The sequence below is a fragment of the Streptomyces griseocarneus genome, assembly GCF_014655595.1.
GTDB lineage: Bacteria > Actinomycetota > Actinomycetes > Streptomycetales > Streptomycetaceae > Streptomyces > Streptomyces griseocarneus.
This window is the reverse complement of record NZ_BNBL01000002.1, coordinates 417182-438866: the sequence shown is the minus strand read 5'-3', so window position 1 is coordinate 438866 and position 21685 is coordinate 417182. Positions and strand designations below refer to the sequence as shown.

The window sequence follows — 21685 nt, the reverse complement described above, 5'->3', positions numbered from 1 at the left end:
AGGCCCGCGAGCCGCCCGGAGCGCCCTCAGGGGCCCAGGAAGAAGTCGTGCTGCTCCGCCGCCTGCTCGTACTTCTCGAGCCGCAGCTGCGTGCGCTCGGGGTCGGCGTCGGCCATGGCCTGGAGGATCGCCGCGGACACGACGCCTGGCGCCGCGTACGAGTCGAAGACCAGGCGCGAGCCGGTCCCGGCCGTGAACGCCACGTCGGCCTCCTCCACCAGCGGCCCGAGCGTCACGTCCGTGATCAGCGCGACGCGCAGCCCGGTGCTGCGCGCGGCCCGCATGGCGGCCAGGGTCTCCTTGGAGTGCCGGGGCATGGCGAACGCCAGCACCCACGTCCCGCCCGCCTCGCGCGACTGCAGCAGCGCGTCGTAGGCCACGCTGCCGCCCCGGGAGACCAGGCGTACGTCCGGATGGATCCGTTTCGCCGCATACGCGAAGTACTCCGCGAGCGAGACCGAGATCCGCAGGCCCAGGACCGTCAGCGGGACCGATCTGGCCAGCTCGCGGCCGATGCCGAGGACCTGGTCGGGGTCGGCGAGGACGCGGCGCAGGCTCTCGAGGTTCGCGATCTCGGCGTCGACGGCCGCCTGGAGCTCGTTGCGGCGGTCCTCCTGCGCGGCGCCCTCCGGGGCGCCGGCGACCGCGCTCAGCGCGATGGGCTGCAGCGCCTCCCGGAGCGCGGGATAGCCCGTGAAGCCCAGCGAGGTCGCGAAACGGGTCACCGACGGCTGGCTGACCCCCACGCGCTCCGCGAGATCGGTGATCGACAGGAAGGCGGCCTCGGTGAGGTGGTCGGTGATGTACTGCGCGATGCGCCGCTGCGCGGGGGACAGCCGGTGGCCGCCGAGAAGGGCGCGGACCTTGTCCGCGGGGAGCGGCTCGATCTCCGTGGACCGCCGCTTTCCCGGTGTGATCGCGGACGCCCGCGCCCGCGCCCGCTGCTGCCCTGATGGCACCGGTGTGCCCCCTTCCCGCATTTCCCGATCAACATAGCCCACCCGCCGCGGCGGCCCGCCGGCCGGCGGTCACGGACGGCGGTCACGGCGGGCGGTCACGGCCGGCGCTTGATGGCGACCAGCGCGACGTCGTCGTCGAGCGCGCCGTTCGTGTACGCCAGCAGGTCCGTGTGGACGCGGTCCACGAGCCGCTGGGGCTCGGTCTCCTGCCACGCGGCGAGGCGTTCGGCCAGGGGGTAGAAGACGCCCCGGGAGTCGCGGGCCTCGATGACGCCGTCCGTGTACAGCAGGAGCAGGTCGTCCTCCCGGTAGGAGAAGGTCTCCGCCTGGTACGCGCTCTCCGTGATGTCGCCGGCCAGGCCCAGCGGCAGCGCGATCTCCCGCACCGTCAGCGGGACGACCTCGCCGCCGCGCAGGCGCAGGGGCGGCGGATGCCCGCAGTTGATCAGACGGACCGAGGGCTCGTCGTCCGGGATCTCCAGGGCCAGGGCGGTCACGAAGCTCTCCCCCGCCGCCGCGTCGTCGACGAGGCCCTCCAGGTCCCAGTAGACGGTGTTCTGCAGGTGGGCGACGAGCCGGGGGAAGGGCGGGAAGCGGTGTGCGGCAGCGCGGAAGGCCCCCAGCAGCAGGGCGGCGTCGCCGACGGCCGTCAGCCCCTTGCCGCGCACGTCGCCGATCAGGACGCGGGTTCCCTCCCGGGCGCGCACGGCCGCGTAGAGGTCCCCGCCGATCTGCGCCTCCGCCTCCGCGGCGACGTACACCGAGGCGATGGTCAGCGGGCCGATGCGCGGGGGAAGCGGCCTGAGCAGGACCTTCTGGGCGACGTCCGCCACCGACCGCACCTGGTCGAGGGCCTGCTCGTGCCGGGCGTGGACGACGCGGAAGACCACGATGAAGAGGGTCGCCAGGAAGAGGGCGACGGTCTGCGCCTGGTTGTCCGGCACCCCCAGGCGGCCGAAGACGATGCTGAGCATGATCTGGGCGAGGATGGCGAGCGCCCCGATGAAGGCGGTCAGCCGGGGGCCGGCGAACGCCGCGGTGAGCGCCGGCGCCGCCACGAGCAGCGGCCCCAGGTGGATGTCCGGGCCGGTCACCAGGTCGAGCACCACGATCACCAGGATGAGCCCGAGCGGCACCGCGATCAGGGCGGGGCGGTAGCGCTCCACCCCGCGGGGGCGAGGGGGACCGTAGCGAAGGCTCACCCCTCCTGCTTACCGCCCCCGCGCGCCCACTGCCCCTCCGGCGCGTCCGACCGGCCCCGCCGTGCCGCCCGCCGGTGCCGGAAGTCCCGCCGGACCCGGGGATCCGGCCGGGCTCAGGGCCCCGGCTGCCCGTCGGGGGCGTCGGCCGGCAGGGTCCAGTCGTTGACCAGGCGTCTGGCCCGCCCCGCGTCGTCGGCGAAGACCAGCACCTGCAGCGTCCAGGGGGCGCGGGCGCGCCCCCGCCGCCGGGGGGCGTAGGGGGCGACCGTGGAGCGGATCCGCCAGGCGCCGAGGAACCGGCGGATCTCGTCGGCCGCGGTCCGCGTCGCGACGTTGGCCACCGGCACCAGCAGTCCGTACGGATAGGGCCGGCGCCGCCCGAACACCGGCGGGAGCAGGCCGGCACCTGGCAGACGTCTCACGGATCACCGCCCTCGGGAGTGGCTCGCGGGTCAGTGGCTGCGCTCGGAGACCGGCTCGTGCTCGGCGTGGTGCCCGTGGGCCGCGATGATCTCCTTGTACTCCGTCGGCGTGGGCTTCGGGATCTGGCCGCCCTCGCCGAAGTAGGCCCTGGACAGGCGGGCACGGACCCGTTCCGACCAGCTGATGCTGCGGCGGATGCCGTTCTCGTCCACCTCGGGCGGAAGCTCGAGGGGCCGGTACTGCTCGTGCGCGGTCAGCGAGTACAGGCTCGACTGCGTCAGCGGCTCGTGGACCTCCACGTACTCGCCGTGGGGCTTGCGCACGATGATGCCCGACTCGCGCCCGTGCAACACCTTGTCGTGGTCCCGGCGTTGCAGCCCCAGGCACCACCTCTTGGTGATGACGAAGACGAGGACGGGCAGCACGAAGAAGCCGATTCGCACGGTCCAGGTGATGGCGTTCAGGGAGAGCTGGAAGTGCGTGGCGAAGAGGTCGTTGCCGCCTCCGACGAGAAGGAGCGCGTACTCCGCGATCCAGGCCGCGCCGAAGGCGGTGCGGTTGGGGTTGTTGCGGGGCCGCTCGGTGATGTGGTGCTCGCGCCGGTCGCCGGTGAGCCAGGCCTCGAAGAAGGGATACAGCCACAGCGCGAGCAGGATCATGGGGAAGATCATCAGCGGGATGAGCACGCCCAGCACCAGGGTGTGCCCGAGGAAATTGATCTCCCAGCCGGGCATGACGCGGATGAGGCCCTCGGAGTAGCCCATGTACCAGTCGGGCTGCGCGTCGGTGGTGACCTGGTCCGGGCGGTAGGGGCCGTACGACCAGATCGGGTTGACCTGCGCGATGGCGGAGAAGACGGCCAGCACGCCGGTGACGAGGAAGAAGAAGCCCCCCGCCTTGGCCATGTAGACCGGCATCAGGGGCATGCCGACGACGTTCTTGTTGTTCCTGCCCGGGCCGTAGCCCTGGGTGTGCTTGTGGAAGAAGACCAGGATCAGGTGGGCGACCAGCAGGCCCAGCATGATGCCGGGAATCAGCAGCACATGGACGGTGAACATGCGCGGCACCCAGATGGTGCCGGGGAATTGGCCGCCGAAGATGAAGAACACCAGATAGGTGCCCACGATCGGCAGGGAGAGGATCGCGCCCTCCATGAACCGGATGCCGGTGCCGGAGAGCAGGTCGTCGGGGAGCGAGTAGCCCATGAAGCCGTCGAACATGCCCAGGATCAACAGGCCCGCTCCGATGAGCCAGTTGAGCTCGCGGGGCTTGCGGAACGCGCCGGTGAAGAAGACGCGCATCATGTGCACCAGCATCGCCATGATGAAGACGAGCGCCGCCCAGTGGTGCAACTGCCGCAGGAGCAGGCCGCCCCGGACGTCGAAGCTGATGTCGAGCGTCGACTTGTACGCCTGGGACATCATGATGCCGGTCAGCGGGGTGTACGAGCCGTCATAGACGACCTCGTCCATGCTGGGCTTGAAGAACAGCGTCAGGTAGACACCGGTCAGGATGATGATGAGGAACGAGTAGAGGGCGACCTCTCCCAGCATGAACGACCAGTGGTCGGGAAAGATCTTGCGCAGGTTCGACTTGGCGAGCGAGAAGAGGCCCACGCGGCCGTCGGCCCAGGTCGCGAGCCTCTCCCCCCTCGACGCCTGGGCGGTGGAACCCCGTCCGGCCGCAGTGGTGTGTGGGGTGTTGGTCATGCGCTGCGCTCCCGGACCCTGATGGGCGGCATCTACCTGCCTGACCCTTCTTAGCGAATTAGCGAATACAGCCATTTCTGACGCCGTGGCCCATCTTCCACCCTTTCAGCCGCAGCATGCGTGATTTGCGAAGAGTGTCGGGGTGGGTGAGGGAGCGGCGACGGGCCGGGGTCACGCCGCCTCAGGAATGTCCCGCAGGCACTCTGGCGCCACCCCCCTCCCCGCCCTACCTTGACCGCGAGGGCCACAGCCATCGCACTGCTTGTCATGTCCCCATCCGATCACTCCGGGCAAGAGGTGAGCCTTGTTCATCCGCCACAGAGGCAACCGCCGATTACGCCGAACGAGCGTCCTCGCCGCGCTCTTCGGCACCCTGGCCGCCGTCGCGGCCGGCCCCGCCGGGGCCGCACCGGACGCAGCCCCCCGGCCCCGGCCGCCCCTCGTCCAGCCGATCGACCCTCAGCACTGGCGCAATCCGGACGACATGACCTGGGCCGAGTACCGCGCGGTGCCCGGCACCGACTGGGCCGATCCGGACGTCAAGCCCACCCGGCGTACGTTCAAGGGCGCGCTGGTCCTCCTGGACTACCCCGACGAGGAGTTCTCGGTCAGCAAGCCGGCCGGCTCCGCACGGTTCGGCAATCCGCTGCCCGCCGCCTCCGGCGTGCCCCGCGAGCGACTGCCCGGGTTCTACCGGGACTTCCTCAACAAGCCCGGGCCGCTCAACCACGGCCACACCATCAACGAGTACTGGATGGAGGACTCCGGCGGCCGCGTCGGCGTCGACCTGACGGCCTTCGGCGTGTACCGCATGCCGTGGAAGTCGTACCAGTACGGCATCGAGCCCGGCATGAACCCCGGCGCCTGCCCGCGCGGCGACACCTGCGGCAAGGACATCCGCGCCGACGGCAAGCGCGCGTGGGTCGCCGACGTGGGCGCGGGCAAGGCCGGCGAGTTCGACTTCGTCTTCTACCTCACCGCCGGCGTGGACGAGTCCTCGGCCTGGCAGGAGTTCGGGCAGATGCGGTTCGCCTCCCCGCAGGACGTACCGGCCGCGTGGGGGCCGCCCTCCCCCATCCCCTCCGGCGGCAACGCCGCCGCGACGCGCTACGTGCCCTGGACCTCCTGGCAGGCGGCCGCCCGCATCTGGCCCAACGCCGCGAACGGCTCGTCCACCCAGGCCGAGAGCTCCGGCATGGCCACGTTCGCCCACGAGCTCAGCCACATCCTGGGCATCGGGGACAACTACAACAACCCCTACGGCACCCCCCTCAGCCGCGCCTACACCGGCATCTGGGGCATGCTCTCGCGCGGCTCGTTCAACGGCCCCGGAGGCCCCCACACCCGCTGGCGGATCCCCGCCGCGGCCGGCGGCTCCATGGGCGCCCAGCACGTCCTGCGGGACAAGATGAAGCTGGGCATCGTCGACGACAGGAACGTGCTGCGGCTCGACCGCGACGCCCTCAAGAACTCCGGCCTCGTCGTCGCCCGCGTCACCGCCCGCTCCGCGCCGCCCGGCGACAAGGGCCTCACCGGCGTCAACATCAGCATGGGCCGCGACCTGTCCCCCGCCTGCGACCGCGCCACCGACCCCCTGTGCGACGGCGGCGGCTACGACAACTACACCCTCGAGGTCGTCGACCGCATGGGCATGGACTCCTTCACCCCCGACCACGGGGTCCTGCTGAGCAAGACCAAGAACGCCGACCGGGCCCCGTTCGCCTGGGTGATCGACGCGCACCCGGAGGACATCGGCCTGGTGGACTTCACCCGCCCCGACGGCACCCAGCAGAAGATCACCATGGGTGACTACCGCCAGCTCAGCGACGCGCTCTTCCACGCCGGGGCCGACTCCGGCAGCTCCTACGAGTACGTCGACGAGGCCAACCGGCTGCGCTTCTACGTGCTCAACGTGCGCCGCGACGCCTCCGGCGTCCTCTCCTACGACATCGGCGTCAAGTCGCTGGACGGCGCGGGACCGCAGGAGCGCGGGGTCGCCCTCCGCCCGGGCTCGGCGAAGGGCAAGCCCGCCGACGGCCGCGCCCTGTGCACCTTCGCGCTCGCCAACACCGGCAAGCCCGCCCCTGGGGGCGGCACGCTCGCCTCCTCCGACGTCTACCGCCTGTCGGCCGAGGCCTCCGGGCGCGGCTGGTCGGCCTGGCTGCCCAACCGCCTCACCACCGCGGCCGCCGGCACCTCGGTCCCGGTCGACGTCGCCGTGAGCGCGAAGGCGGGGGCCGACCGCGCCGGCAAGGTCACGCTCACCGCGCGCTCGGAGAGCGACCCGGGCCGGACCGCCAAGGCCACCTGCTCCCTGACCGCCTCGGGGAGGTGACGGACGGGACACCCGGCGAGCCGCGCCCCCGGCCGTGCGCCGGCCGGGGGCCCGGCGCACGGCCGGGGCCCGACGCGGACCGAAGCTGTCACACAATGATCATCTAAACCGGCCAACCGGAACCCCGCTCAAGATCGTCTCAGTCGGTGGTCACCGATTTCCCGCGTGCCCCCTCGTCGAGGAGCGACTGACACTTGAGCAAACACCGGAACACGCCACGCCCCCGCCGGCACCGCGCGAAGGACGCGACGACCGGCAAGCGGTTCATCGACTACCCGCGCCGCGGCAAAGGCGGAGTGCGGCGCTGGCTTCCGTCCTGGCGGCAGGTGCTGTGCGCGTTCGCGCTCTGCGTGGGAGTCCTGACCGGCCTGTTCGCATGGGCGTATTCGGCGTTCGACATCCCCGACGAGAACGCGGCGGCCCGCCAGGAGGCCAACACCTATTACTGGTCGGACGGCACCCAGATGGTGAGCCTGGGAGCGCTCAACCGCAATATCGTCCGCTTGTCGGACGTGCCGGAGTCCGTCCAGAACGCGGTGATAGCCGCCGAGAACGAGAGCTTCTACCGGGATTCCGGCGTCTCGTTCCAGGGCATCGTCCGGGCCGGCGCCAGCGCGGTCAAGGGCGAGGAGACCCAGGGCGGCTCGACCATCACGCAGCAGTACGTGAAGAACACCTACCTCTCCCAGGAGCAGACCGTCTCCCGGAAGGTGAAGGAATTCGTCATCTCGCTGAAGGTCGACCGGACGAAGAGCAAGCAGGAGATCCTGCAGGGGTATCTCAACACCAGCTGGTTCGGGCGCGGCGCCTACGGAATCGAAGCGGCGGCGCAGGCCTACTACGGCATTCCGGCCAAAAACCTCGACCCCAGCCAGGGCGCCATGCTCGCCGCCCTCCTCAAGGGCGCCGAGCTCTACGACCCCTCGACCGGCTCGGGCAACCACGCGCGGGCGGTGGACCGCTGGAAGTGGATTCTCGACCGGCAGGTCAAGGCGGGCCTGATGTCCCGGGCGGACCGGGACAAATACCGGACGTTCCCCGAGCCGCGCAAGCAGTCCACGTCCACCAACCTGGGCGGCCAGACCGGATATCTCGTCGACGTCGCCAACAAGTACATCAAGCAGCGCACCCTGCTCACCGACCAGGAGCTCGCCCGCGGCGGCTACAAGATCCACACGACGTTCGACAAGAACCGCATGCGGCAGCTGAGCACGGCGGTGGAGGGCGTGCTGCGCGAGAACATCGACCCCGGCAAGCGCGACGCCGACAAGGGCGTCCAGGTCGGGGCCGCCTCGGTGCGTCCCTCCGACGGGGCGATCCTCGCCCTCTACGGCGGCCCCGACGCCACGAAGCACTTCACGAACAACGCCGACACCTTCGGCGTGCCGGTGGGTTCCGCCTTCAAGCCCTTCGTGCTGGCCTCCGCCCTCGAGCACGGAGCGCTCCCCCGCGGCGGGGACGGCGGGCGGCAGGACGTGTCGCCCGACACCTACTACGGCGACGACGGCGGGCTGCGCGTCGCCTCCGACGGAGCCGGGCCCGACGAGTCCCACCCCACGCTGCGCCAGGCCCTGACGACCGGCGGGAACGCCACGTACGTCCAGCTGGGCCGGGACGTCGGCCTGGAAAAAGTGCGGGAGACCGCCATGAACACCGGCCTGCTCAAGGAGAGCCTGGCCGAGCTGGAGCAGACCTTCCCCATCGGCACCTCGACGCCCAGCGCGATCCGCATGGCGGGCGCGTACGGCACCTTCGCCAACCACGGCCTGCAGAACGACCCCTACTCCGTGACCAAGCTCCTCAAGGACGGCACGTCCATCGGCGGCTTCGAGAGCAGGGCGAAGCCCCGGCAGGCGCTGGAGAAGGACGTGGCGGACAAGGTCTCGGACGCCCTGCGCGACGCCGGGTCCAAGAGCGTGGCCGACATGGACGCCGACACCGCCGAACGGATCGGGCCCTTCGCGGCCGGCCGGACGGGCGACCAGGACCGGCTGAGGTCGGCGTGGTTCGTGGGCTCCACCGACAAGCTCTCCACCGCCGTGACGATGTTCCGCACCTTGCCGGACGAGCCTCGGCTGCTGCCCATGTCGGACGTGGGCGGCGACTCGACACAACGCGGCAACGCCTTCCCCGCCCGCATCTGGGCGGACTACACGGGCGCCCGGTGACCCGTCAGTCGTACGGAAGCAGGGCGTACGACGGGTCCTGGGCGGGGGCGACGTCACGGTCGCCCCGGGCGTAGAGGGTGGCGAACTCCACCGGTTCGTCGAAGCGCACGGCCGTCACCGGGGACGGCTCGCCCACGGTGGTCTCCTCCTGGCCGATGACGTAGCCGGTGACGGTGACGTACTGACAGGGGCCCTGCTCCTCCACCGAGGAGAATCCGTCGCCGTGCGGCTCCCAGTCCCCGCGGGCGGACCATTCGTCCCGCATCTCCAGCCGCCCGGGGGCCGGGCAGTGCCAGCGGAAGCGGGTGACGTGCATCCCGGCCAGGTTGGCGAGGACCGACCAGCCGCGGCCGTCGGGCAGAAAGGCCAGGTCGCTGCCCTCCATCGCGCCGTAGTCGAAGGGGGCGCTGCTCCAGTGACCTATGAGCGCGTCGTCGTATCGCATGCCGGAATCATGCCGCACCCGGCCGGGGGCACGGCTCGGCGTCCGGGGCGGAGGGCGGCCTCGTGCGATGGTGGAGCCATGAGCGAGCTGCCTTCCGAACTGTTCCGGCAGTGGGTGCACTCCTACGAGGAGGACACCGGGGGCGTGACCGTCTACCGCCCCACCGGCCACCCCCTGCCTCCCGCACGCGGCCGCCGGGGCATGGAGATCCTCCCCGACGGCACCTTCGTCGACCGCCCCATCGGCAGCCGCGACGTGCCCGGCAGCGTCCCCGGCCGGTGGACGGCCAGGGACGAGCGCACGCTCGTCGTCGCCTTCCCGGGGACGGACCGGCCGGGCCGCGTCCTCGAGATCGTCCACTGCGACGCGGACGTGTTGAAGGCGCGCGTCACGGCCGCGCCCTAGGGCGTGTCCGATGGGTCGGTGCGAGCCCCCCGGGACCTCATGATTCGCCGGACAGGGCCTGGCGGCTCAGGTGGTCGCGGGCGAGCGCGGTCAGGACGGTCTGGGTCTTGGGCTCCTGCCGCGAGGACGGGCACAGGCCGCGTTCCAGCATGGTCCGCTCCAGCAGTTCCTGTGCGGCGGGGGCCTCCGCGTGCCGGGTGCGCAGGGACAGCTCCAGGAAGCGCAGGTCGTCGCCGACGCTCCAGAACTCCGCGATGAGCGGGTGGATCAGGTCCCGGCGGCAGGGCTTCCACTTGATGGCCCGGATCGGGCCGAGCGCCACGAGGTCCTCGAGGTCGTCGTCGGTGACCCCGGCGCTCGCCAGCAGGTCCCGCTGCTCCGGGGTCAGACGGGGCCGGCGCGAGCGCCCGTGCCCGTCGTCGTCGACGGGGCGCTCGAAGTCGCCGTCCACCTTCAGTGAGGCGGCCCAGACGCGGTTGCGGCCGCTCCAGTCCTCCTCGATCTTGAACTCCCACCCCTTGCCGTCGCGGTTCTCCCGCCAGCGGTCGGGCAGGGCGTCCGGGTCGCACGGGCGCAGTTTCGCCGTGAGGTCGCCCTTGTCGCCCTTCGCAGGCCGGCGGAGCCGGATGATGGCTCCGCCCTCCGCCAGGGGGAGGCGGATGCCGTCGCCGTCCGCCCGCGGTTTGTCCCAGAAGTAGATGGTCAGGCGCTTTCCGTCCTCGGCGTCCAGCCCGAGTGCCCGGCGCGCCCGTTCCGCCGTTCCACCGGAAACGATGATCTTTACTTCGGCCTCCGCGTTCCTGAACGTATCCGCCATGTCACCCTTTATGGCACAGGAAGAGTGGGCGCGCCAACAGACTTGCATTCCAAGGGTATTCAGCGTAGGCGGCTGTGGGTTGTCGCCCGGAATCGGACCTTCAACCGTGGATTCCAGACGTCGGCGAGGCCGCCCGGGAGCCGGGCCGCGACGCGGCCCCTAGCATCGGTCGCGCCTCCCGGGAACTTCCCGGGAGCACGTGTCAGGGAGGCATTCCTGTGCGCACCATGAAGGCCATCGCCGCTCTCGCCCCCGTCGCCCTGGGGGCGGTCCTCTCGTTCCCCGGCAGTGCCGCGGCCGCCGGGAAGGACCACGCGCCGGACCGTAACGCCACGGCCGGCGCGGCGGCGTTCAGAAACTTCATCCTGCAAACCGGTACGGCGCTCCACGAGACCGACGACACCTTCGCCACCGCGACGGCGGACTGGGACCGGGACGGCCGTCCCGACCTGGTGGCGGTGAAGAAGAGCCGGACGGGCACCAACAGCACCGAGGTGCACATCCTCTCCGGCGCGAGCAACTTCCAGAGATTCGTCCTGCAGACGGGCACGGCCCTGCACGAGACGGACGGTACGTTCGCCTTCACGCTCGCCGACTGGGACCGGGACGGCCGCCCGGACCTGGTCGCGCTGAAGAAGAGCCGCACCGGCACCAACAGCACCGAGGTGCACATCCTCTCCGGCGCGAGCAACTTCCAGCGGTTCATCCTGCAGACCGGCACCGCCCTGCACGAGACGGACGACACGTTCGACTTCGCGGCCACGGACTGGGACCGGGACGGCCGCCCCGACCTCGTGGCCGTCAAGAAGAGCCGCACGGGAACCAACAGCACCGAAGTCCACATCCTCTCCGGCGCCACCAACTTCCAGCGCTACAGCCTCCAGACCGGCACCGCGCTCCACGAGACGGACGGTACGTTCGACTTCGCGGCCGCCGACTGGGACCGGGACGGCCGCCCCGATCTCGTCGCCGTCAAGAAGAGCCGCACCGGTACCAACAGCACCGAAGTCCACATCCTCTCCGGCGCCACCAACTTCCAGCGCTACAGCCTCCAGACCGGCACCGCCCTGCACGAGACGGACGACACCTTCGAGTTCTCCGTGGCCGACTGGAACCGGGACGGCCGCCAGGACCTCGTGGCCGTGAAGAAGCGGTACACCGGAACCAACAGCACCGAGGTGCACATCCTCGGCTGAGCCGCGCCGGCGGTCCGCCTGCGGGCCGCTTCCGCTCGGCGTCCACCCCGGCGGCTCTCGGCGCCGGGGTGGACGTCCGGTGTCCGGGCGGGCCGGAGGGGGCCGTCAGAGTCCCAGGTCCTGTGCGGCCAGGGCGGTTCCCTCGACGCGGGCACGGATCTTGGCGAACGCGGTCTCGCGCGAGGTGGAGGTGTCGTCGGCGAAGGGGGAGAACCCGCAGTCGTCGCACGTGCCCAGGCGCTCCACGGGCAGGTGCCGGGCCGCGGCGAGGACCCGGTCGCGCACCTCCTCCGGCGTCTCGACGCGCGGGTCGATCGGGTCGGTCACGCCGATGAACACCCGTGCCTCACCGGGCAGGTGCTCGGCGATGACGCCGAGCACCTTGTCCGGTTCGGGTTCACTCGCGAGCTGGACGTAGAAGGCGCCGGCCTTCAGCTGCAGCAGCCTGGGCAGGAGTGCCGCGTAGTCGACGTCGGCGCTGTGGGTGGAGTCCTGGTCGCCGCCCGGGCAGGTGTGCACCCCGATCCGTGCCCGCTCGGCCGCGGAGAAGCGCTCCAGGACCCGGTTGTTGAGCGCGACGAACTGCTCGAGCACGCCGCCGGACGGGTCCAGCTTGAGCGAGAGCCGGCCCTCGGTGAAGTCGAGCTGCACGGCGTGCGCGCCGGCTTCCAGGCAGCGGCGGATGTCGCTCTCCGCCTCGGCCGCCAGGTCGTCCAGGAACCTCTCGCGGGGATAGCCCTCGATGCCGTCGGCGGGGTAGAGCAGGCTCAGCGCCGAGGGGGCGATGACGGCCTGCTTGACCGGCACGCTCGCGTGCCGGAGGGCGGCCCGCAGATAACGGTCGGCGTGGGCGGTGTAGCGCAGCGGTCCGGCCGTCAGCCGGGGCAGCTGCCGCTGGTGGCCGTCGGCGAACGGGATGACGGCTCCGTCGGGGGCCAGCCCCTCGAGCCCCGCGACGGGATAGGTCGCGAAGCTCGGCTTGGCCTGCTCGCCGTCGGTGACGACCGGCGAGCCGGCCTCCTCCAGGCGGCGGATGGTCTCGCGGACCGCGTGGTCCTGGGCGGTGGCGAGCTCGGCGTCGCCGATCTCGCCGGAGGCGTGGGCAGCCATGGCGGCCAGCAGCTCCGGGGTGCGGGGGATGCTGCCGATGGGCTCGGTGGGAATGGTCACCCGGGGAGGTTAGGTAACGGGCGGTAACCCAGCAATCGCACAAGTGAACTGCGCACCGTTCGTGCGACGGCGGCGGTGTTTTCCGGCCATCGTGGGCCGGCCGCCGGGGGCGCGATTACGGGAACCCGCTTCTCGGGAAGGAACGTTACGCCTGCTGCCGATCCCGCACCGGGGGGCGCCGTGCCCGTATCCGTGCCGAGACCGTCGCTCAGCCGTCGCACCGCCCTGCACGCGGCGGCCGCGGCGGTGACCGCCGCGCGTACCGCCCCCGTCGCCGCCACCTCGCCCGCCCGGCCACCGGACCGCCGGCGGGCGCTGCGGGTGATGAGCTTCAACCTGCGGTTCGCCTCCGAGACGGGCCCGCACCCCTGGTCCGAGCGCCGGCCCGTCATGCGCCGGCTCCTGCGGCGCGAGAGGCCCCACCTGCTGGGCACGCAGGAGGGGCTCCACGGGCAGCTGCGGGACGTCGTGGACGACCTCGGCGCGCGCTACGCCTGGATCGGGCTGGGCCGGGCCGGCGGCAGCCACGACGAGTTCACGGCCGTCCTCTACGACGCCCACCGGCTCACGCCCGAGGAGTACGACCACTTCTGGCTCTCCGCCACCCCGGCCCTGATCGGCTCGGCCACCTGGGGCAACACCGTCGTCCGCATGGCGAGCTGGGTCCGCTTCGCCGACCGGCTCACCGGGAGGCGGTTCCACGTGCTCAACACCCACCTCGACCACGCCCACCAGGGCTCCCGCGAGCGCGGCGCGGAGCTGATCACCAGTCGGCTGCGGGCTCTCGAGCCGTCCCTCCCGCGCATCGTCACCGGCGACTTCAACGTCGCCGCCCACCGCAATCCCGTCTACGACGCGATGCTGGACCGCGGGACGCTGAAGGACACCTGGGACGACGCCGCCGAGCGCGGCCGGCAGTACGCCACGTTCCACGGCTACCGGCCGCTGGTGCCGGACGGGGACCGCGTCGACTGGATCCTGGTGTCCCCCTCGGCCCGCACGCTCAGGGCCGGCATCAACACGTTCTCCGAGGACGGCCGCTTCCCCAGCGACCACCTCCCCGTCCAGGCGCTCGTCGAGCTCTGACCGGGCCGCCGGCGCCGGCCCGCCGTCAGCAGGGTGCCAGGTCCTCGTTCTCCACGGCGGTGCGCAGCTCGGCGTGCTCGATCAGGCCGGCGGGGTAGAGGGCGCGGCCGACCTCGTGGGGCCTGGCGTAGACGGCGACGAGCTGGCGGACCTTCACGGCGTCGGCCACGACGGGCGTGTCGTCCGTCCCGTCGTAGGCGTCGGGCTCGGAGAGGGCCGACCACATCTCCTCCGCGGCGCTCATGAGCTGGTCGGCCTCCTCCCGTGCCCGCCTCCAGTCGCCCTCGCGGACGGCCTGGTCCATGGCGGACACCGTGCCGAGGATCGTGACGTAGTCCTCGGCCAGGCGCTCTTCCTCGGCACTGGGCTCGACAAGCTTGGCAGCCAGCTCGGCAGCGTACATGGGTCCTCCGTACAGAGACATGGTCCGAGGGGCTGATGAGCCTCGGTCCCGGGTATCGTCGCGCGACCGGGGCCGTCCGCCGTTTGTTGACAGCGCAATGGCGGTGATTTGTCACCCGCGCGGTTGAGTCCGGGCGCGTCCCGCGTCCGCCGGGCCCGGCGTTCGGCGTCCGTAACTTCCCGGGAATAGCAGCGGGGTTGCCCGGGGGCGCGGCCCCCGCCGTCGCCGCGGCCGTGACCGGCGCGCGCGAGGGCGTACGGAGCCTTCGCGCGGCAGCACGCCGGGCCGATCTTCCGCCCATCGGAGGAATCACCGGACGTTCGCGGCCGCGGGCGCCCGCGGGTGTGCAAGCTGTTCCGCGTGAGGGGATGGCTGAGAACTGGCGCTGTGGTCTTGACCGTTGTGGTCGTGCTCGCTCCGGCCGGCGGGGCGGTCGCGGACGAGGCGGGGCTGAGGGCGGAGTCCGAAGGCGTGTCGCTGACCGCCGTCGCCGGGAGCCTGCCGCGCCCGCTGCCGGCGCACGGGCCGCCCCGCGCGGACATCGCCGTGCTGGGCGTCGAACTGCCGGGCGTCGGCGTGAGCGCGCGGGTCACCGGCGGCGGTGCGGGGTGTCTGAGCGTCAGCACGCCTCTGGTCGCGGTCGGCCTCGGATGGTGGCCCGCGTGCGGGAGGCCGCGGCCTCCCGTGCCCGTGCACCGGCCCCCCGCACCACCGGTGCCCCCGCCTCCCGCACCCGCTCCCCCGCCCCCGCCGGCCGTCGCGCCCGTACGCCCCGCGCCCGCGGCCGTCCCCGCCGCGCTCCGGCCGGCGCCCGCCGCCGCGAAGCCTCCGCCCCCGCCCTCCGCCCCACCGGTGGTGATGGCGGAGGCGGTCCCGCCCGCGCGCGTGCGGTTCGCTCCCCACCGGCTGCACCGGAACTACGTCAAGTCCGCGGGAAAGCCGCCGGTCCGGGGCACGTCGTTGGTCACGCTCACCCTCGTGCTCACGGCACCGGCCGTCCTGGCGGCCGCCCTGCTGCGGCCGCGCTCCGGCGGAGGCGGTGGGCGCCGCCGCTGACCAGGGGCGCTTCCCTCGCGTGGCGATCACCGGCGGGGGCGGGCGAAGATGGTCACGGCAGGTCGAGACCGCGCTCGCGCTCCCCCTCACGGTGGTGATCGGATGCCCCCGACCGGATTCCCGGACCCCCTGGGCGAACGCGGGGAACCGCTGCCGGCCGCGCAGTTCTCGGCCCCCGCCGTCCCCCGCGCCCACGTCCGCAGACAACGGCTGCTGGACCGGCTCACCGACGGTGTGAACGGGCCGCTGACCCTCGTCACAGGACCTGCGGGTTCCGGCAAGACGACGCTCGCGGCCGCCTGGGCCCGCTCGGACTCCTGCCACCGGCCCGGCCCCGTGGCCTGGCTGACGCTGCATCCGCGCGACAACGCGCCGGGGGTCTTCTGGTCCTGTGTGGCCGGGGCCCTGCGCCGGGCCCTGCCCGCCCTGCCCCTCGACCCGGTCGCGACCGCCCGCCACCGGGGCGCCGGCCGGTCCTTGCCGGCCGCCCTCGCGGTGGCCGTGGAGCGGCTGCCCGGACCGGTGGTGCTCGTCCTCGACGGCTTCGAGAAGCTGCCCGGACGGGACGTGCCGGCGGGCCTGGAGTTCCTGCTCGAACACGCCGGGCCCCGGCTCCGGCTGGTGCTGACCGGCAGGGCCGACCCGCCGCTGCCGCTGCACCGCTACCGCGCGGAGGGCCGGTTGTCCGAGATCCGGGGCGCCGACCTGGCCTTCACCCCGCGCGAGGCGGCGGAGCTCCTGCGGCGGCACGGATTGACGCCGGGCGAGGACGCCGTGCGCACCCTGACCGGACGCACCGAGGGCTGGGCCGCCGGGCTGAGGCTGTGCGCCCTGGCCATGCGGCGGTCCGACGACCCCGACGGCTTCGCCCGGTCCCCCGCCGCGCCCGAACGCGCCGTCGCCGACTACCTGCTCGCCGAGGCCCTCGGCCCCCGGCACCCCGTCGCCCGGGAACTGCTCGTACGGGCCAGCGTCCTCGACCCCGTCACCCCGGACCTGGCGAACGCGCTGACGGGACGCCGGGACGCCGGGCGGATCCTGTCGGGGCTCGCCCGGGTCAACGCCTTCGTCGAAGCCGGGCCCTCGCCCGGACCGGATGCCGGTGCCTCGTGGTACCGCCTGCATCCGCTGTACGCGGCGGTCCTGCGGACGCACCTGGAGACCGAGCGGCCCGGACTCGCACCGCGCCTGCACGCCCGCGCCGCGCGCCGGCTGACCGAGGCCGGACAGGTCGCCGAGGCCCTGGAACACGCGGCGGCCGCCGGGGACTGGCGGTTCTGCGCGCGGGAGGCCGTCCGGCACTCGCCGGTCGCGGCCCTGCTCGCCGGGCCCGAGGCGGAGCGGCTGGACGACGTGCTCCGCCGCCTTCCCGCGGACGTCCCGGGCGCCGAAGCCGCCCTGCTGGCCGCCGGCCGCCGCCTGGCGCGACAGGACCGCGCCGCCTGCCGCCGGTGGCTCGCGGCGGCCGAACGCGACCTGCGGGGCGTGCACCCCGCCGTGGAGGTCCGGCTCGCCCACGCTCTGCTGCGGCTCCTGAGCGGGCCGGACGAGGCCTGCGCGGAGGCCCTGGAGGCCTCCCGCGCCGTCCGGGAGCTCGTGGACCGGGCGCACCCGGCACTGATCGAGGCGCACCCCGAGCTCGAGGCGCTGCGGTGCCTCGGCCTGGCCCGCGCGCTGCTGTGCGCCGGCCGCGCCGACGAGGCGCGCCGGCACTTCGCCGCCGCCGTGGAGGCCTGCTCCGCCGAGACCACCGCCCTGATCCGGTACGAGGCCCTCGGCATGCTCGCGCTCGCCGAGGCCACCGAGGGCGCGCTCGGCGCCGCGGAGGACCACGCGCTGCGGTCCCTGGCGCTCGGCGACCGGCACGGCCTCCCTCCCGGCCGCCGCACGGCCGCCCACCTGGCCCTGGCCACGGTGGCCTGGGAGCGCGACGAGCCCGGCACCGCCCGCCGTCACCTGGAGGCGGCCGGGAGCTGTCCGGGCGTCGGTGACGACCCGGTGACGGCCGCCTGGAGCGCCGTTCTGCGGTGCCGCGCGGAGGCGGCCGACGGGCATGCGGAGGCGGCCCTGGCCGCCCTCGACGCACCCGGCCCGCCCCGGGGGGCGTGGGCCGCCGAGCGCCTGGCCCTGGAGCACTCCGCCGTCATGCTGGCCGACGGTGACGCCGAGGGCGCGGCCGCCGCCCTGCACGAGGCGGGGACGGACGGGCCGGCGCTCGTCGTCGCCCTGGCCACCGCCCACCTGGCCGCGGGGCGCACCGGGCGGGCGCTGCGGCTCGCCGGGCGCGCCGGCCGCTCGTACCGGCTGGGCCTGCCGGACCGGGTCCGCGTGGGCCTGCTCCGGGCACACGCCGCCGCGCTCGGGGGCGACGGGGCCGATGCGCGCCGCCGGGCCGGCCGGGCCCTGGACGCCGCCCGGCCCGAGGGGCTGCGCAGGCCCTTCACCGAGGCCGGTGCCTGGCTGCGGCCGCTGCTCGACGGGCCCGCCGGTCACGACGGTGCGTCGGCCGCGCCCTGGCCCGCGCCCGGGGTGGACGGCCACGGCGTGCGCGCCCCCGCGCCCGCGCCCGTACCGGCGCTGGTGGAGCCGCTCAGCGACCGTGAGCGGGAGGTGCTCGCGTGCGTGGCGCGGATGCTGTCCACGGACGAGATCGCGGCGGAGCTGCACCTGTCGGCCAACACCGTCAAGACGCACCTGCGGAGCATCTACCACAAGCTCTGCGTCTCGCGCCGCCGCGCGGCGGTCGAACGGGGCAGGGAGCTGCACATTCTCTGACGACTCACCCGTTACGGGCGATGCGGACGGCCCGCCGGGTGGTGACGCTGAGGAGTGTCCAGACGCATACGCGTGGAGGTGGATCATGTCGTCCTCGCTCAACCCGAGCCCCGGCGGCTCACAGGCCGCGGCCGGCGGGCTGACGGTCTTCGCCGCGGTGATGATGCTGGTCCTGGGGTTCCTGGATCTGTTCCGGGGCGTGATGGCCCTGGTCCACGACGACATCTTCGTCACGACGCCCCATTACGTCTTCCGGTTCAACCTGACGGGCTGGGGCTGGATCCATCTCCTCCTGGGGATCCTGGCGATCATGGTGGGCGTCGGCCTGTTCAAGGTCTCGCTGTGGGCCAGGGTCGTCGGCGTGGCGATGGCGGTCCTGCTGCTCGTCGCCAACTTCCTGTCCATCCCCTACTACCCGCTCTGGTCGATCGTGGTCATCGCCCTGTCCGCGTTCGTCATCTGGGCCCTGTGCGTGGTCAAGCCCGACTCCGGGCCGGACGGCGGTACGACCCTGGGGCCGATCGGCCACTGAAATTGCCTGGCGGTTCCGGCGGTATGCCGTGAAACTGCGGGTATGGCACATGATTTCGAGCGACTCCTGGACGAGGCCGAGTCGGTCTCCGTGGCCGGCTGGGACTTCTCCTGGCTGGACGGCCGGGCCACCGAGGAACGCCCCTCGTGGGGCTACCAGCGGCTGATGAGCGAGCGGCTGGCCGCTGCCTCGGCGGCGCTGGACGTCCAGACCGGCGGCGGGGAGGTCCTGGCCGGCGCGCTCGCGTCGCCAGGAGGCGCGTGCCCGCCCGTGCTGGCCGCCACGGAGTCCTGGCCCCCGAACATCGCGAAGGCCACCCGGCTCCTCCACCCCCTGGGAGCGGTGGTCGTCGCGGATCCCGACGAGCCGCCGCTGCCGTTCGCCGACGCGGCGTTCGACCTGGTGACCAGCCGCCACCCCGCGACCGTGTGGTGGACGGAGATCGCCCGGGTGCTGCGGCCCGGCGGTACGTACTTCGCCCAGCACGTCGGCCCCGCCTCCGTCTTCGAGCTCGTCGAGTACTTCCTGGGCCCGCAGCCCGAGGCGCGCCGCAAGCGGCACCCGGACGACGAGAGCGCCGAGGCGAAGGCGGCCGGGCTCGAGGTCGCCGACGTGCGCCTGGAGCGGCTGCGCATGGAGTTCTTCGACATCGGGGCGGTCGTCTACTTCCTGCGGAAGGTGATCTGGACCGTGCCCGGCTTCACCGTCGAGGGCTACCGCGACCGGCTGCGTGACCTGCACGAACACATCCAGGCCGAAGGGTCGTTCGTCGCCCACTCGTCCCGCTTCCTCATCGAGGCCCGCAAGCCGGCGTGAGGCGGGCGGAGGGCTCTTCGGGCACGGAGGGCTCTGCGGGTGCGCGCCCGGTCAGTTTGGGCGCGCACCCCGTCAGCCGTGCGGGGACGGTCCGGGCGGCGGGGGCAGGCGGCGCGACCGCGTCGCGTGGACGGCGGCGGTCGCGAGCACGCCCCCGGCGGCGGCCAGCAGCACCAGGGCCGGGCGCACGGACGCGTGCAGCATCCAGGCACCCAGCAGGCCGCCCACGAACATCGCGCCGACCGAGGCCGCGCGGCGGCCCTGGTCCCTGGCGGCCGAGGAGGTCCGCGGGGCGGGTGCGAGGGGGGAGCCGCTGAGGAGGGCCGTCATGGCCCGGGTCGCGAGCGTGGTGGGCAGGTCCGGCACGCGGGCCCGCATCGTCGTCACGTTGCGCGCCCCCATGGCCGCGGCCACCACGGCGGTCACGGCGTAGTGCCGGGCCGTCAGCGCGCCGCCCCCGCCCCCGAGGCCCCACGCCACCACCGCCCCGACGCCCAGCACGGCGGCCTCGGTGACGAGTGCCCAGGTGAACCACCGGTGCCCGCCGGCCTCCTCGCGCGACTCCGACCGGGCCCCGAACACCACCCCCACGGCGAACCCGCCGAGGGAGGACAGCGCCGCCGCCGGGGACAGGCCGCCCTCGCCGGCTAGGGCGAAGCCGAGGAAGAGCAGGTTTCCGGTCTGCACCGCGGTGAAGACCGGGCCGAGCACGAGGAAGCTGACGGCTTCGACCATGCCGGTCGTCAGGGTGAGGGCCACCATCGCCGTCGTGAGGGCGGCGCCGGGCGCCGGCCTCATGGCGGCACCGCCGCGACGACATCGATCACGCTCCCGACGATACGGCCGGTGGACACGGGCGTCCGGCCACCCGGGGCCGCGGCGTGGCGCCGCCCCTGTCCCCCGGCTTCCCCCCGGCTTCCCCCGCGGTGTCACGGCGCTCACCTGCGCGGACCGGTATCTGACGGCACGCCATTTTCTGTTACCGGCGGTAGACATGGGACGAGAGTCGCGTCATGATGCGTTTGGGACTCTCGGGACCAAAGTCCCTATGCAGCACGGATGAACACGGATTGGCTTGCAGGCCAGGGGACTTCGTCCGTCCTGCCGTCAACACGCTGTAAGAAAGTACGGAATTCAATGAGTCATGTCTCCAGGCGGCGTCTGCTGACGTTCGCCCCCGCCGCCGGCGTCGCCGCGGCCCTTCCCGTCACCGTCGCGACCGCGGGCTCCGCGGCCGCCGCCCCTCGCCCGCAGACCGCCGGAAAGGGAAAGGGCGCCGCCCGCTCGCTCCAGGACATCACCGACGAGTGGGGGCGGTGGATGGCGAGGGAGCGCTTCCCCAAGTCCAACGGCTGCCGCTACACCGCGTCCACGGATTACGGCAAGCAGAGCTCGCTCGGCGACTACCACCAGCACCAGGTGCGCACGAAGTACACCGGGATCGTCTACGACCCCAACGCCCCCTCCCCCGTTCCCGGTCAGGTCACCTCCGTGACCACCAACTACCGCAACGGCACCGACGTCGAGCAGCTGGTCACGTACAAGCAGAGCAAGACGACCGAGCAGGACCTGCGGATCTCGGTGACGGAGTCGCTGAAGATCGGCGTCACGATGGAGGTCTCGGCGGAGATCCCGGCGGTCGCCAAGGTCAGCGAGACCACCTCGATCGAGGCGAGCCTGTCCTCCACGCAGGAGTTCGCGCACCGGGAGTCCCAGAACTGGGCCGTCGACCTGCCGCTGAAGATCCCGGCGAAGTCCCTCGTCGAGGCGTCGCTGGTGGTCGGCACCCAGAAGTACGACATCGACTGGACCGCCACCGTCGCCATGACGGGGAACGTGGCGATCTGGTTCAACGAGAAGGTCGACCTCAACCGCGACGGGGACAACCACTGGCTGTGGTTCGTGCCGATCGAGGAGGTCTTCCGCGACTGCCGGACCCACGGCATCATCGACACCACCGGCTATGAGATCACCGCGGACGGCGTGAACGCCTTCGCCAGCGGGACGTTCACCGGAGGCCAGGGCGTCTCACTGAACATCAATGCCGTTCAGAAGCCGCTCGACGGACGGCAGAAGCGGGACACCGCCGCCGTGCGGACGATACCGATCCCGCTCAGCCAGAACGGCAAGCGGGTCATCGCCTCCGGCCGCTGACCGATGACCGGCGTGCGGGGGCCGGGCCGCGACG

General features: G+C 72.9%; 19 protein-coding genes. 10 read left to right on the top strand and 9 right to left on the bottom strand.

Annotation, left to right across the window (positions count from 1 at the left end; all coding sequences use genetic code 11):
- Positions 1-26: 26 nt before the first annotated feature.
- The 4 genes from IE295_RS07790 to qcrB all read right to left on the bottom strand — a co-directional run bounded on the left by IE295_RS07790 (position 27) and on the right by qcrB (position 4293).
- On the bottom strand, positions 27-959 hold the full coding sequence (locus IE295_RS07790; RefSeq protein ID WP_224323525.1) for a MurR/RpiR family transcriptional regulator: 933 nt from the start codon (positions 957-959) through the stop codon (positions 27-29).
- A 95-nt stretch (positions 960-1054) separates the two neighbouring features.
- Positions 1055-2161: a PP2C family protein-serine/threonine phosphatase gene (locus tag IE295_RS07785; RefSeq protein WP_224323524.1), complete on the bottom strand. Its 1107-nt coding sequence runs from the start codon at positions 2159-2161 to the stop codon at positions 1055-1057.
- A gap of 113 nt (positions 2162-2274) precedes the next feature.
- The gene (locus IE295_RS07780; RefSeq protein WP_190062764.1) at positions 2275-2583 is read right to left on the bottom strand and encodes a hypothetical protein; all 309 of its coding nucleotides are present in this window, start codon (positions 2581-2583) and stop codon (positions 2275-2277) included.
- A 30-nt stretch (positions 2584-2613) separates the two neighbouring features.
- Entirely contained in the window at positions 2614-4293 is a 1680-nt protein-coding gene (gene qcrB, locus IE295_RS07775; protein WP_190062763.1) for a cytochrome bc1 complex cytochrome b subunit, read from the bottom strand.
- Between the two features lie 304 nt (positions 4294-4597).
- Between qcrB and IE295_RS07770 the strand changes: the two genes are divergently transcribed.
- Together IE295_RS07770 and IE295_RS07765 are read left to right on the top strand one after the other, a co-directional pair.
- Entirely contained in the window at positions 4598-6628 is a 2031-nt protein-coding gene (locus IE295_RS07770; protein WP_190062762.1) for a M6 family metalloprotease domain-containing protein, read from the top strand.
- A gap of 194 nt (positions 6629-6822) precedes the next feature.
- Positions 6823-8796, top strand: a complete 1974-nt coding sequence (locus tag IE295_RS07765) for a transglycosylase domain-containing protein (protein WP_190062761.1) — start codon at positions 6823-6825, stop codon at positions 8794-8796.
- A 4-nt stretch (positions 8797-8800) separates the two neighbouring features.
- Here IE295_RS07765 and IE295_RS07760 read toward each other — a convergent pair whose 3' ends face one another.
- On the bottom strand, positions 8801-9241 hold the full coding sequence (locus IE295_RS07760) for a hypothetical protein (RefSeq protein WP_190062760.1): 441 nt from the start codon (positions 9239-9241) through the stop codon (positions 8801-8803).
- 78 nt (positions 9242-9319) lie between these two features.
- On the opposite strand from IE295_RS07760, the gene IE295_RS07755 reads away from it, so the two are divergent.
- A complete protein-coding gene (locus tag IE295_RS07755) occupies positions 9320-9646 on the top strand; it encodes a hypothetical protein (protein WP_190062759.1) in 327 nt (108 codons plus the stop codon).
- A gap of 37 nt (positions 9647-9683) precedes the next feature.
- On the opposite strand, the gene IE295_RS07750 is transcribed toward IE295_RS07755, so the two are convergent.
- Entirely contained in the window at positions 9684-10463 is a 780-nt protein-coding gene (locus tag IE295_RS07750) for a hypothetical protein (RefSeq protein ID WP_190062758.1), read from the bottom strand.
- A 227-nt stretch (positions 10464-10690) separates the two neighbouring features.
- On the opposite strand from IE295_RS07750, the gene IE295_RS07745 reads away from it, so the two are divergent.
- Complete coding sequence (locus IE295_RS07745) at positions 10691-11659, top strand: FG-GAP repeat domain-containing protein (protein WP_190062973.1); 969 nt, start codon at positions 10691-10693, stop codon at positions 11657-11659.
- A gap of 105 nt (positions 11660-11764) precedes the next feature.
- On the opposite strand, the gene IE295_RS07740 is transcribed toward IE295_RS07745, so the two are convergent.
- Positions 11765-12829 (bottom strand): cobalamin-independent methionine synthase II family protein, encoded by a 1065-nt coding sequence (locus IE295_RS07740; protein WP_190062757.1) that lies wholly within the window; start codon positions 12827-12829, stop codon positions 11765-11767.
- A 192-nt stretch (positions 12830-13021) separates the two neighbouring features.
- Between IE295_RS07740 and IE295_RS07735 the strand changes: the two genes are divergently transcribed.
- The gene (locus tag IE295_RS07735) at positions 13022-13915 is read left to right on the top strand and encodes an endonuclease/exonuclease/phosphatase family protein (protein ID WP_372479703.1); all 894 of its coding nucleotides are present in this window, start codon (positions 13022-13024) and stop codon (positions 13913-13915) included.
- Between the two features lie 25 nt (positions 13916-13940).
- Here the strand turns inward: IE295_RS07735 and IE295_RS07730 are convergent, their stop codons facing one another.
- Positions 13941-14318 (bottom strand): hypothetical protein, encoded by a 378-nt coding sequence (locus tag IE295_RS07730; protein ID WP_190062756.1) that lies wholly within the window; start codon positions 14316-14318, stop codon positions 13941-13943.
- Between the two features lie 387 nt (positions 14319-14705).
- On the opposite strand from IE295_RS07730, the gene IE295_RS33355 reads away from it, so the two are divergent.
- The 4 genes from IE295_RS33355 to IE295_RS07710 all read left to right on the top strand — a co-directional run bounded on the left by IE295_RS33355 (position 14706) and on the right by IE295_RS07710 (position 19497).
- Positions 14706-15374 carry a hypothetical protein gene (locus IE295_RS33355; protein ID WP_224323522.1) on the top strand — a complete coding sequence of 223 codons (669 nt, stop codon included), beginning with the start codon at positions 14706-14708 and terminating at the stop codon, positions 15372-15374.
- A 102-nt stretch (positions 15375-15476) separates the two neighbouring features.
- On the top strand, positions 15477-18149 hold the full coding sequence (locus IE295_RS34105; protein WP_190062755.1) for a winged helix-turn-helix domain-containing protein: 2673 nt from the start codon (positions 15477-15479) through the stop codon (positions 18147-18149).
- A gap of 85 nt (positions 18150-18234) precedes the next feature.
- Complete coding sequence (locus tag IE295_RS07715) at positions 18235-18681, top strand: DUF7144 family membrane protein (protein ID WP_190062754.1); 447 nt, start codon at positions 18235-18237, stop codon at positions 18679-18681.
- Between the two features lie 42 nt (positions 18682-18723).
- Positions 18724-19497: a class I SAM-dependent methyltransferase gene (locus IE295_RS07710; RefSeq protein WP_190062753.1), complete on the top strand. Its 774-nt coding sequence runs from the start codon at positions 18724-18726 to the stop codon at positions 19495-19497.
- A 72-nt stretch (positions 19498-19569) separates the two neighbouring features.
- Here IE295_RS07710 and IE295_RS07705 read toward each other — a convergent pair whose 3' ends face one another.
- Complete coding sequence (locus tag IE295_RS07705) at positions 19570-20295, bottom strand: YoaK family protein (protein WP_190062752.1); 726 nt, start codon at positions 20293-20295, stop codon at positions 19570-19572.
- A gap of 339 nt (positions 20296-20634) precedes the next feature.
- Here IE295_RS07705 and IE295_RS07700 point away from each other — a divergent pair, with 339 nt between their 5' ends.
- Positions 20635-21651, top strand: coding sequence for a cytotoxin leucocidin (locus IE295_RS07700; RefSeq protein WP_190062751.1), 1017 nt, complete (start codon positions 20635-20637; stop codon positions 21649-21651).
- Positions 21652-21685 lie beyond the last annotated feature (34 nt).